Annotated in this window: 12 protein-coding genes; 6 read left to right on the forward strand and 6 right to left on the reverse strand. The window is 53.3% G+C overall.

Annotated elements, in window-relative coordinates; translation table 11 throughout:
- The coding region (gene radC / locus Q4526_RS01920) for a DNA repair protein RadC (protein ID WP_215975049.1) at window positions 1-508 on the reverse strand (508 nt) is incomplete at its 3' end.
- Between the two features lie 232 nt (window positions 509-740).
- On the opposite strand from radC, the gene coaBC reads away from it, so the two are divergent.
- The 4 genes from coaBC to slmA are packed head-to-tail and all read left to right on the forward strand — an operon-like array spanning window position 741 to window position 6,068.
- Complete coding sequence (gene coaBC / locus Q4526_RS01925) at window positions 741-1,958, forward strand: bifunctional phosphopantothenoylcysteine decarboxylase/phosphopantothenate--cysteine ligase CoaBC (protein ID WP_215975050.1); 1,218 nt, start codon at window positions 741-743, stop codon at window positions 1,956-1,958.
- Entirely contained in the window at window positions 1,955-4,501 is a 2,547-nt protein-coding gene (locus tag Q4526_RS01930) for a phosphomannomutase/phosphoglucomutase (RefSeq protein WP_215975051.1), read from the forward strand. Before coaBC ends, Q4526_RS01930 begins: the two co-directional genes overlap by 4 nt.
- A 2-nt stretch (window positions 4,502-4,503) precedes the next feature.
- A complete protein-coding gene (gene argB, locus Q4526_RS01935; RefSeq protein ID WP_215975052.1) occupies window positions 4,504-5,409 on the forward strand; it encodes an acetylglutamate kinase in 906 nt (301 codons plus the stop codon).
- Window positions 5,410-5,456: 47 nt separating this feature from the next.
- Window positions 5,457-6,068, forward strand: a complete 612-nt coding sequence (gene slmA / locus Q4526_RS01940; protein WP_215975053.1) for a nucleoid occlusion factor SlmA — start codon at window positions 5,457-5,459, stop codon at window positions 6,066-6,068.
- A 28-nt stretch (window positions 6,069-6,096) separates the two neighbouring features.
- On the opposite strand, the gene Q4526_RS01945 is transcribed toward slmA, so the two are convergent.
- Together Q4526_RS01945 and pyrE are read right to left on the reverse strand one after the other, a co-directional pair.
- Window positions 6,097-6,735, reverse strand: a complete 639-nt coding sequence (locus Q4526_RS01945) for a hypothetical protein (RefSeq protein WP_215975054.1) — start codon at window positions 6,733-6,735, stop codon at window positions 6,097-6,099.
- 8 nt (window positions 6,736-6,743) lie between these two features.
- Window positions 6,744-7,385 (reverse strand): orotate phosphoribosyltransferase, encoded by a 642-nt coding sequence (pyrE, locus tag Q4526_RS01950; RefSeq protein ID WP_215975055.1) that lies wholly within the window; start codon window positions 7,383-7,385, stop codon window positions 6,744-6,746.
- A gap of 207 nt (window positions 7,386-7,592) precedes the next feature.
- Here pyrE and Q4526_RS01955 point away from each other — a divergent pair, with 207 nt between their 5' ends.
- Window positions 7,593-8,363: an exodeoxyribonuclease III gene (locus Q4526_RS01955; protein ID WP_215975056.1), complete on the forward strand. Its 771-nt coding sequence runs from the start codon at window positions 7,593-7,595 to the stop codon at window positions 8,361-8,363.
- Between the two features lie 31 nt (window positions 8,364-8,394).
- Here the strand turns inward: Q4526_RS01955 and rph are convergent, their stop codons facing one another.
- Window positions 8,395-9,120, reverse strand: a complete 726-nt coding sequence (gene rph / locus Q4526_RS01960) for a ribonuclease PH (protein WP_215975057.1) — start codon at window positions 9,118-9,120, stop codon at window positions 8,395-8,397.
- Window positions 9,121-9,232: 112 nt separating this feature from the next.
- On the opposite strand from rph, the gene Q4526_RS01965 reads away from it, so the two are divergent.
- Window positions 9,233-10,099, forward strand: coding sequence for a YicC/YloC family endoribonuclease (locus Q4526_RS01965; protein ID WP_215975058.1), 867 nt, complete (start codon window positions 9,233-9,235; stop codon window positions 10,097-10,099).
- 104 nt (window positions 10,100-10,203) lie between these two features.
- On the opposite strand, the gene Q4526_RS01970 is transcribed toward Q4526_RS01965, so the two are convergent.
- On the reverse strand, window positions 10,204-11,298 hold the full coding sequence (locus Q4526_RS01970) for a putative urea ABC transporter substrate-binding protein (protein ID WP_215975059.1): 1,095 nt from the start codon (window positions 11,296-11,298) through the stop codon (window positions 10,204-10,206).
- A gap of 17 nt (window positions 11,299-11,315) precedes the next feature.
- Window positions 11,316-12,263, reverse strand: a complete 948-nt coding sequence (locus Q4526_RS01975) for a hypothetical protein (RefSeq protein WP_215975060.1) — start codon at window positions 12,261-12,263, stop codon at window positions 11,316-11,318.

Genomic DNA, 12,263 nt, shown 5'->3' on the forward strand with positions numbered 1-12,263 from the left:
TGACGGCGGCGGCATTATATTGCAAAACCAGCTTGACCACCTCGCGCGGATACACACTGGCACTGTCGAGCGTACCCTCGAATAGAGGCTCATAATGTATAAGCCGGTGCTGATTATCCAATAACAACAGGGCAAACACCTCGCGCTGACAGTGGCGCAACTGCGCCACCAAAAAGCGCCGCACTGTATCGGGGTTAGTGAGCACATCCCCAGCGCTAAGCGACTCGCCCAGATGGCGCCGCGCCATCTCCAGTACAGCGGCTAACTGAGTGTATTTCGCATCCCCCAACCCCAGCCCAGCACAGAAAGCTTCGCGCGGCGCCTCAAGCAGTGGGCGCAAGCCGCCAAACTGGCCCAACAACTCTCGCGCTAAATCCACCGCCGACTTACCCGCACAGCCTGTGCGCAAAAATATCGCCAGTAACTCGGCATCGGATAGAGCCCCGGCCCCGCGCTGCAATAGTTTCTCTCGTGGGCGCTCACCCGCAGGCCATTGGTTAATCGACATTACAAACTCCTTTTTATGCTAACTGCGCCACCCCAACATCCCTGCGGCTCTTTTAATGCATCTCTTTACATTGTCGACGCCACTGGCGAAAATTCAAGGTTCTAATAGATGCCATCCACGTCATTGAGTGGTATCTTTACCGTTGGCGCTAGCAAGTACTCACACGCGCGATATCACAAGTGAACACACCGACTCGGCCCCACTCGCGGCACGAGTCTGCGAAAGGATGGGCATGTCCACACTGCAAAATAAACGTATATTGCTGGGTGTTACCGGCGGTATTGCGGCCTATAAATCCGCCGAATTGATTCGCGGCCTGCGCGAGCAGGGCGCCGAAGTGGTCGTGGTGATGACCCAAGCCGCGCAGGAGTTTATTACCCCCCTCACGTTACAGGCGCTGTCTGGCAACCCGGTTCACACCTCGCTGCTCGACCCTGCCGCAGAAGCGGCCATGGGCCATATTGAACTGGCCCGCTGGGCAGACCGGATATTGGTAGCCCCCGCCTCGGCCGACTTTATGGCTCGCTTGGCCGGTGGTATGGGCAATGATTTGCTTACCACCTTGTGTTTGGCAACCCGTGCACCGGTCATGCTGGCACCGGCCATGAACCAAGCCATGTGGGACAACCCCACGACCCAGTACAACCTCACCCAACTGCAATCGACTCTAGGCGGAATTTACGGCCCGGGCTCGGGCAGTCAAGCCTGTGGTGAAATCGGCCCCGGCCGAATGCTCGAACCCCTGGAATTGGTCGAGCACCTGGCAGCAAGTTTTAAAACCCAACGACTCACTGGGCAACATGTTGTAATTACCGCCGGCCCCACACGCGAGCCACTCGACCCGGTGCGCTACCTGAGCAACTACAGCTCTGGCAAAATGGGCTACGCCCTCGCCAACGCCGCTATTGAAGCCGGGGCGCAAGTTACTTTAATTTCTGGCCCCTGCCAGCAGCCAACCCCCGAACGCGTTAACATGGTCATGGTGCAGAGTGCCGAGCAAATGCTCGACGCCAGCTTGACCGCAGCTGCCAACGCCGATATTTTTATCGGTGCCGCCGCCGTGTGCGATTACCGGCCTATGCAGGTGAGCCACGAAAAATTGAAAAAACAGGGTGATGGCGCTCTCACTCTGACACTGACTCCCAACCCGGACATTATCGCCACCGTGGCGCAGCGTTTTCCCAATATTTTTACCGCCGCTTTCGCCGCGGAGACCGAAAACCTATTGAAATACGCCCGGGCCAAGCGACTGCGCAAAGGAGTGCATTGTATTATTGCCAATGATGTCAGTGATCAGTCGATTGGTTTTAACAGCGATCAGAACGCCGTCACCCTAATTGATGGCGACTCAGAAACTCAACTCGACCAGCGCAGTAAAACTCAGTTGGCACGCGACTTAATTAATTTGCTGGCTCAAAAGAACAAACAGGCTAAGGACACAACACCATGAGCAACAAGCCGGGCGATGAGCAAACAACAAACGACCCTGCAACCGCCGAACAAGGTAAGGCGAAGTTAACCCGCGGTGAAAAACGCGCGCAGGAGGCCACAAAGCGATTCCACGCCCGGCGCCATAAAGCATTGGCAATCATGGTAGGCCTATCCCTAGTGCTCAACGCTATGCTCGCCTTGTGGCTGTACGACGTCATGGTGGAACAAAAGCAACGAGCCCGCATCGAGCAAAATTCACAAGAATACGCGACAGGTGCAGCGAACCGCCTGCAACGCACCATTGAGCAATGGCATGCTGAGCTGCAAAAATGGGCCAACCACCCCGCGGTTGTTAGCTCAATTAAAACAGGCGATACCGACGTCGCCCAACAAGCGTTAGTCGGCATTACTCAGGGGTCTGACGCATTAGTGGCGGTCAGAGCGATCCCGAAGGGACACGAGGCACTTGTCACCGATCACGCCGCGCCGATCGGCTATGCCGAACTGGATCTGATTCGCCGCAGTACCCGCCGCCAAGAGACTCTGGCCGAAGCGGCCCCGCACGATAACAGCTGGCAATTACAACTGGCCGCCCCCATTCCCCCCGAGGGCGAAAAAACCGCCGCAGGCAGTTTGTTAGCCAGCTACGATGGGCAGGCACTGGAAGCCAAAATTGCTGACACAAACATCGCAATGGGGGAGTTTAGACTGCAACAAACATTTTCCAGCCCCCGCGCCCTCACAGTGGCAACTACCGGCACTGGCAATGCGGGCCCCAGCATCACCGCCAAAGTGTCTGGTACTTACCTGAGCATTCACTTTACCCCGTCGCCGCTGTTAATTGACAACGCCAATGAATTACCAGGTCTGTGGTTATTGGTTATCAGCTTATGCACTACCGCAGGTTTGGCCCTATCGCTCATTCTGGCGCGGATCTTAATACGCCCCAAGCAGGGCCCAACTGGGGAGGGCCTGGTACTGCCGCAACAATACAAAGACACCCAGGCAGCGGAAGAGTCCAGCGACGACGACATTGCTGATACTCCACAGCCGAGTACGCTTTATCAAACTCAAGATATTCTCGATATTTCCGTGGTCGAAGAGGACGCCGATATTCTCGGCCTGGACAGCGCCGCACCGCGTAAAAAAGCACCAGCTGCGACCAAAGCTGCGACCAAAACGGATAACCTACCCGATGAAATCTTCCGCGCCTACGACATACGCGGCAAAGTCGACGCATCCGGTATTACCCCAGACGTTGCTCAGCGCATTGGCTTGGCCCTGGGCAGTGAAGTACAGGATCAGGGTGAATCCGCCATTATTGTCGCCCGCGACGACCGCACTCACAGCCCCGAGCTGTGCGAGCATCTAATCAACGGCATTCTCGACACCGGCTGCGATGTTATTTACATCGGCGAAGTCCCCACCCCCCTAATGCACTTTGCCACCGCTGAAATAGAACAAACCAGCAGCGGCGTGATGGTAACCGCCAGCCACAATGGTCCGGAAGACAACGGCTTTAAAATTGTGATCAGCGGCGAAAACTTATCCGACAGTGGCATTAAAGATTTGCGCTCGCGTATCACTCAGGAGCGATTCCTGGAAGGCAAAGGCCGCCAAGTTCGGGAAGACATTAGCGCCGATTATATTGAGCGTATTTTCTCGGATGTCGCACTGGCCGGCCAGCTGAGTGTGGTCATTGACGCCGGTAACGCCGTGGCCGGGCGCATTGCGCCGCAGCTGTTTGAAGAGCTGGGCTGCGATGTGGTGCCACTGCACTGCGAACCAGACGGCACCTTCCCTAACCATATGCCCGACCCGAGCAAACCGGAAAACCTGCAAGACCTCATTGCCAAGGTTCAAGAAGTTGGCGCCGACTTAGGTGTCGCTTTCGACGGTGACGGTGACCGAGTGGTCGTGGTTACCCCGGCCGGCTCCATCATCTGGCCGGACCAACTGCTGATGCTCTTTGCCAAAGACGTTTTGTCACGCAACCCGGGCGCCGACGTTCTATTTGATGTGAAGTGCTCCAAGCAACTTAACCAATTGATATCCAGCTACGGCGGCCGCCCCATTATGTGGAAGACCGGTCACTCCCACATGAAGAGTAAAATGGTAGAAACCGGTGCACTGCTCGGCGGTGAATATTCCGGTCATATTTTCTTTAAAGAGCGCTGGTACGGTTTTGACGACGGTCTCTACGCCGCGGCGCGACTGATGGAAATTATTACGCTGCGCGACCAATCGGTCGATGAAGCCTTTGCCGCCTTCCCCATGCTACCCAGCACACCGGAGTATCGCGTTGCCATTGCCGACAGCGAAAAATTTGCCTTTATCGAAAAACTGATAGAACAGGGCGACTTCCAAACCGGCAAAGCCACAACCATCGATGGCTTGCGCGTCGACTTTGCCAAGGGCTGGGGGCTGGTGCGCGCATCCAATACCGCGGCGGAGCTAACCTTGCGCTTTGAAGCCGAGAACGAAGCCACCATCGAAAAACTCAAGCAACTATTCAAGCGCGAACTGCGTAAGATTAACAAGAATTTAAATCTGGACTTTTAACTATGTCACTCAACCGTGATGAGGCGATGAACATCGCCCACGTACTGGCGGAAGCCCTGCCTTACATTCAACGCTTTACCGGCAAAACCATCGTCGTGAAATTTGGCGGCAACGCCATGGTGGACGAAGACCTGCAAAACAGTTTTGCCCGCGATATTGTTATGATGAAGCTGGTGGGCATGAACCCTATTGTGGTGCATGGCGGCGGCCCGCAAATTGGCGATTTATTAAAGCGCTTGAATATCGACTCGCAATTTGTCAACGGCATGCGAGTGACCGACAGCAAAACCATGGATGTGGTGGAAATGGTGTTGGGCGCTACGGTTAACAAACAAATTGTTAACTTAATTAATCGCAATGGCGGTGAGGCGATCGGCATCACCGGTAAAGACGGCCAGTTAATTCGCGCTAAGAAATTAGAAGTGAGCGCTCATTCGCCGGAAATCTCGGCCTCCGAAATTATCGATATCGGCCATGTGGGTGAGGTATCCTCCATTAATAAATCGGTCATCGACATGCTGTTAAACAGCAATTTTATTCCGGTTATTGCCCCCATCGGCGTAGGTGAAGATGGTGCCAGTTACAACATCAATGCCGATTTAGTAGCCGGTAAAATTGCCGAAGTCCTACAGGCGGAAAAATTGATGTTGCTGACCAATGTCGAAGGGCTGATGGACAAGCAGGGCAAGATTTTAACCGGGCTTTCCACGGCCGAGGTTGATGAACTGATTGCCGATGGCACTATTTATGGCGGCATGCTGCCTAAAATTGGTTGCGCGCTAGACGCGGTAAAATGTGGCGTCACCTCCGCCCATATTATCGACGGCCGCGTCTCTCATGCCGTGCTGCTGGAAATTTTTACCCATGCCGGTGTCGGCACCTTAATCACCAACAAAGCGGGCCTTTAACCATTAAGCGCACCGTTTTATTCACAAGAAAAAATTGAGTCAGTGCTATGAGTAAATCGAACCAAAAGGTTTCCCGTCGCCAACAGATTCTTGAGGCGCTCGCCCGTATGTTAGAGGCCAGCCCCGGCGCACGTATTACTACCGCAGCACTGGCCAAAGAGGTGGGCGTGTCGGAGGCGGCGCTCTATCGCCACTTCCCCAGTAAATCCAAGATGTTTGAAGGCTTAATTGAATTTATTGAAGAGACGATATTCAGTCGTATTAATTTGATTTTAAGTGAAGAGACCAACGCACTGCCGCGCTGTGAAAATATTCTCTATTTGCTGTTAACGTTTACCGAGCGCAACCCAGGCATTACCCGCCTGCTAACCGGCGATGCCTTAACCGGTGAAACCGACCGCTTGCGGGTTCGGGTTGCTCAGTTATTTGAACGCATTGAAACGCAATTAAAACAAGTCATTCGCGAAGCCGAACTGCGCGAGGGGCTGCGCCCCAACTTGCCGCTTTCGGCCGCTGCTAATTTATTAATTGCGCTGGTAGATGGCCGCATCACTCAATTTGTGCGCAGCGAATTTAAACGCGCCCCAACCGAACACTGGCAAGATCAGTGGCAGGTCGTGGCGGCGGTTTTACTGCGTGAAGATGCGATAGACCAGTAACCTATCGCCCAGGGGATAGCTTAGGATATTAAGGCGTAGGCTCGGCGTTGGACTGCCCTAAAATAACCCGAAAGCGCTCAATGTCTTTATCGAACGCCGCCGCTCGCTCAGCAAGCTCGGCTTCGCGGGCGGCAATCTGCTTACGCACCTCAACCTGTTCATTTTCCAAATTGGCGATATTCTCTAAAGTCGTCGCGGGTATTTTACGGCCATTGCGCTCATGAACACCCGCTTGGCGCTGCTGGGTCTCAAGCTGGGCCACCACACCGGTAAGGTTGGAACGCAGAATAGCCAAATTGCCGGTTAACTCACTCAAAGATCGCTTTTTCGCCGACTCAATATCTTTAATACTGCTGTAACGGCGCTTAAGCTTGGCATCCCATTCGGCTAAGTGTGCTTCGCGGCGCAAGCGCTCCGCGTATTTAACCGCGTCTTCACCACTGAGCGCCTTGGGCACCTTTTTCAAGACCCGCCCACTTTCGGTAATAATCTCATAGCCACCGGCCGCCGCCGCAGGGGGGATACTCTGCTCGACAACTAGGCTGCCGCGCTCGTCGGTGTAACGAAACAAGATGTTGCTAGGCGCATCATCATCGAGCGGCTGAGCCGAAACGGCACTGCCCAATAGACAAAGAAGTATTGCCACCATCAATTGTTTGTTCACCATACCCACTCCTATACGCCGTATTGTGCCCGGTACTCGCGCACGGCTGCCAGCTTAGTCTGATCGCCTTCGCTTTCAAGATAGTTGATAATATCGCCTAAGCTGACGATATTTACTACCGGAATCTGGTAATCGCGTTCCACTTCCTGAATTGCGCTCAATTCGCCTTGTCCTCGCTCCTCGCGATCAAGCCCGATCACCACCGCGGCAGGCGTCGCATTTTGCGCAGCAAAGATATCCATCACCTCGCGCACTGCCGTACCTGCAGTAATCACATCATCCACAATCAATGCCCGTCCCTGCAAAGGAGCGCCCACCAAGGTGCCGCCTTCGCCGTGAGCTTTCGCCTCTTTGCGGTTAAAACAATAGGGCTTATCCAGGTCGTGATGCTCTGCCAAAGCCACCGCTGTGGCGCTGGCCAAAGGAATACCTTTATAGGCCGGGCCAAACACCAAATCAAACTCGACACCGGCATCAATAATTGCTTGGGCATAAAACCGGCCCAAAGACGCCAAACCTTGACCGGTTTGAAAAAAGCGCCCCGCGTTGAAAAAATAGGGGCTTACCCGGCCAGATTTCAGGGTAAATTCACCAAACAACAGTGCCTGCTTTTCAATCGCAAGGTTGATAAATTCGTGTTGGTAATCTTTCATGTGCTGTATTCCTATACCCTTTTCGCGAAAAGCAGCTATTATAAACGAGGTGCTTACAATACGCAGAGCACCATGAGGTGATGATTTTTCGACCAAAGAACATAAAAAAAGGTAAAAAATCCCCTCAAACCTTACTACGTCCGATAACTCATAACACAATAGCTTTCGGCTCGGGTATCATACACAGTCCGTAACTAAGGGGCTAACATGAGAGTGATCAGTCTTAGCGTCGATGGCATTTTTCAGGCGGCGCAACGAGGCCTATACGACTGGCTGGATAATCAAGATGCTGACATTATTTGTCTGCAGGATTTGCGTGCGCTCGAATACGAGCTAGATGACCCTGTATTTCACCCCGAAGGTTATTTCGCCTATTTTTTTGATTCGGGCACAGCGCACTATAACGGCGTGGCCATCTACACCCGCAAACAACCCAAGGCATTGATTTTTGGGCTGGGCTTTTCTTCGGGTGTGGATATGGAAGGTCGCTACCTGCAGATCGACTACGAACACATGAGCGTCGGCACACTGCTGGCACCTAGCGCCAGCTCCGAGGTGGAGTCGCAAGAAGTGAAAATTAAATTTTTCGACGACCTGCAAGCGCATATGGATAAAATTACTCGCAAACGGCGCGAGTACATCTTTTGCGGCAACTGGCAGATGGCCCACACCCCGCGCGATGTCACCGACTCCGACGCCATGCAGCACGACTCGGGCTTTTTACCCCACGAGCGCCAATGGCTGAGCCAAATCTACAATCAAATTGGTTACGTAGACGCTTTCCGCCGCGCTATACGCGACCCAGATGAGTACACCTGGTGGCCAGAAGGTAAAATTGGCAGTGGCCCGGGCTGGCGCACCGACTTTCAAATAGCCTCCAACAGCATTGGCCAGAAAGTAGAGTACGGCGCGATCTACAAAACCAACACCTTCTCCACCCACCTGCCAGTGATCGTCGATTACGATATGGAGTTGTAAGGGCGCAGTGCGCCCTGTCTGACGACCGACGTCAGACGTCAGACGTCAGTGCCTCTTGCTGCAGCTTGTTCAGCTCGGCAATGCCCTTTTTCGCCAGAGCAAACATCGCAGTAAATTGCTCCTCGGTAAAGGGGTCGGCCTCGGCGGTGCCCTGAATTTCGATAATACCGCCGTCATCCGCCATCACCACGTTCATATCGGTATCGGCGTTAGAGTCTTCCGGGTAGTCCAAATCCAGCACGGGCACTCCTTGATAAACCCCCACAGACACTGAGGCAATAGCGCGCAATAATGGCTCGCCTTTGCTTAAGCCCTCTTTCTTTATATAGGCAATGGCATCGGCCACCGCCACCCAAGCGCCGGTAATAGACGCGGTGCGAGTACCGCCATCGGCCTGAATCACATCGCAGTCAATGTGCAGGGTGTTTTCCCCTAGCTGGTTAAGATCGACCGCTGCGCGCAATGAGCGACCAATTAAGCGCTGAATTTCCACCGTGCGACCACCTTGTTTGCCACGGGCCGCTTCGCGCCCCATGCGACTGCCAGTCGAGCGCGGCAGCATGCCGTATTCGGCCGTCAGCCACCCCTGCCCTTTACCGCGTAAGAAAGGCGGCACACCGGGCACCACACTGGCAGTACAAATTACTTTCGTATCGCCAAACTCAACCAACACAGAGCCTTCGGCATGTTTGGTGTACTGACGGGTTAGTTTAATTGGGCGCAGCTGTTCGGGCTGTCTTCCACTCGGTCTTTGCATAGAGTAATTCCTGTCGTATTGCGAAAATGGGGTGTGATAAGATCAGACCATGTTAACGTCTAACGGGGGGTAATCTCTACCACCCCGAGCCCCTGATTAAAAAGGACACCCGATGCCACGCAGTATGACCGGCTTCGCCCGGCTGGAAAGTAAGCAAACCGACCACACCCTGACCTGGGAGGTGCGCAGTGTTAACCACCGCTATCTGGAAATACACCTGCGCCTGGGAGACGACTTTCGAGAAATAGAACCACAACTGCGCGAAATCATACGCAGCAAACTGCAGCGCGGGAAATTGGAAGTGACCATCAACTTTCAACCCGAACAAGCCGCCGAGGGCAAAATAGGCCTCAACAGCGATCGCTTGGCGCAACTGGCTGACGCTTTCACCCGCATTGACGCCCAAGTGCCCAACTGCGCCGCCGTTAATCTGCTCGAAGTATTGCGCTGGCCCGGGGTACAAATCACCCAAGAGCTGGACCGAGACACACTACACGAGCAGGCCTTAGCCTTGTTTAGCCGCGCGCTGGACCAACTGATTGAGCACCGCACTCGCGAAGGCAACGAGCTGGCTAATTTTATCGAGCAACGCCTAACGAGCATTGGCGAGCAGGTAGCACTGCTGCGCGAGCGCATGCCCGAAATTTTGCAAGCCCAGCGCAACAAGCTCAACGGCAAAATCGCCGCCTTGCAGGTAGAGCTTGATCCCGAGCGCCTGGAGCAAGAAGTCGTGCTGATGGCGCAAAAGGCCGACGTTGATGAAGAGCTCGACCGACTCGATACCCACATTGCCGAAGTGCGGCGCACCTTAAAACAAAAAAACTCACTGGGCCGCCGGCTCGACTTTTTAATGCAAGAGCTCAACCGCGAAGCCAACACCCTCTCCAGTAAATCCGTCGTCAGTGAGACCACCCAGGCCGCGGTCGAACTAAAAGTGTTGATCGAACAAATGCGCGAGCAGGTGCAAAATATCGAGTAAGGCACACACTCGGCAGTTCTCAATCGAATCGCCAAATGCAAAAAGCGCCAAAGACTCAGACGAGCCCCTGGCGCTTTTTTCGATTAACGCGTGTATTTACGTATTTACAACTCGCCATCGACCGCCATTTTGACGTAGCTCGCATCAAAGCGCAGCTGAATATTACTCTTATCACCCAGCACTGAGCCGTCTGCGAACTCCATACCCACAACATCGGGGCTAGGGCTACCTTCGCCAAGTAAACCCTTGTCAAAAGAGAACTCACGCACCATATCCATAAAGCTCATAATCTCTTTACTGCTGGCAAACTTATAAGCATCTTCAGGGGTATAGAACAACATAGTATCCGCCAGCTGTGCTTCATAACCGGCCAGGTCTGTACCCGCCTGCTCTGCCATATAAGTGCGCGCCGCAATAGCCTCGGCCGAATCGCCCTGCATTAAGGACAAGGTTTCAAACCACGCCCCAACCAACGCTTTACCAAAGGCTGGGTTTGCTTCCAACACCTCGGTTTTAGCTGCCATCATATCAATAATTTCGCCGGGAATTTGTTTGGAGGTAAAAACCTCTGTCGCATCTTCAGCGCTATCTAAAATAATACCTAACTGCGGATTCCATACCGCCACAGCGGTAACATCGTCGGTCATGTAAGAAGAGACTGCATCGGCATCCGAGGTATTAATAACCGTTACGTCCCGCTCAGACATACCATTCATGTCCAGTGCACGCGCCAAAAAGTAATGCGACACCGACAGCTCCACCAAATTGACATTGCGACCTTTAATATCGGCCATGCTGTCGCCATTTTTAAGCACAATACCATCGTTACCGTTGGAGTAGTCGCCTAAAATTAAGCCCGTGGTGTCCACACCAAACGCGGCCGGAATGGTCAAAGCATCCATATTGGTCATGGCGCAGGCGTCGAATTCACCAGCGGTAAACTGATTAATGGATTCGATGTAGTCATTCATTTGCACCACTTCGATTTCAATATCGTACTTATCGGCCCACTTTTTAATAATGCCTTTATCCGTTGCGTAGGCCCAAGGCATCCAGCCCGAATAAATAGACCAAGCAACCTTAAACGACTTTTTCTCTTGCGCATGGGCAGCACTTACCCCTAGCACACAAACAATGACACACAGCGCCGTCGCCAGGCGCTTGACACTCTCTTTAAGACTTAACAGTATATTCATCATGGATTTACCTCTCGGTATTAGAAATAAGATTTGGTATAGCGACACAGGGTTTCTCGCTCTTGTTCAAACCATTGGTTCGCCTGTGCGGTAGTGGTCGTTATTTGGGAATAACTTTGCATTGGCTCCAGTGTGTCAATACGATATAGGCGCTCAATGTCAGTGCCATCGCACAGCGTTACACATTGCTTGAGCGTTTTGCCGTTATCGGTAATGGTAAAGCCATCCAAAGGCAACAAGGGCTCGCCCACACGGTTGGGCTGTGTACTCATAGTTACCTTATAGCCTTTAGTTAAACTGCCCTGCGCCACTGAGGTTTCAAACTCAAACAGTGAGGCCAGAGCATCCCCGTTACCGACTGCCGCAACCGCTTTCTCACGCAAAGCGTTAGCGTGCTCAGCGTCAATCGCGCCTGGCCTGGCCAGCACTAAAGCGGCGTAATCCCCGCAAACAATCAGCCCACCGCCGCGTGTTGTAACCACACCGGTGCTCAGATTTTTTTCCTCCGTCAGCCGCAAACCAATTAAGGGGCCGGGCTGACTCGGCTGCAAACGCCAGTCTTCTACATAAGCATTGCTGGGGCAAAATTCCATCATGCAATTGCCGATACGCTTTAAATAAGCCGGCTCTAACCAACGGCCGTGTAACTGCAGCGCCATTTCATTTTGCCAGGCCAGAGTTTCGCCATTCCACACACTGTCTGCCACCCAACCTTCGTAGTTGCCTAGGCGGCGCAATTCCACTGCGCTGTAGTCTTGCCAAGGTTTGGCCGCGACCTGTTCCGCCTCGATGGGCAGGCGCAAATCGATGGTGAAATTGCGACTCTGCAACCAACAGACATGGGTACTCAGATCAGTGTCGCCATTGGCAAAACTGATGCTGCGCCGCTTAAAAAAGCCCAGCATCCAATCTGGCACACCGCTGTCTGCAGTATAGGGAGACTGTTCGATTAATTCTTGTAAATGCAC

Source organism: Gilvimarinus sp. 2_MG-2023 (assembly GCF_030547685.1).
Lineage (GTDB): Bacteria > Pseudomonadota > Gammaproteobacteria > Pseudomonadales > Cellvibrionaceae > Gilvimarinus.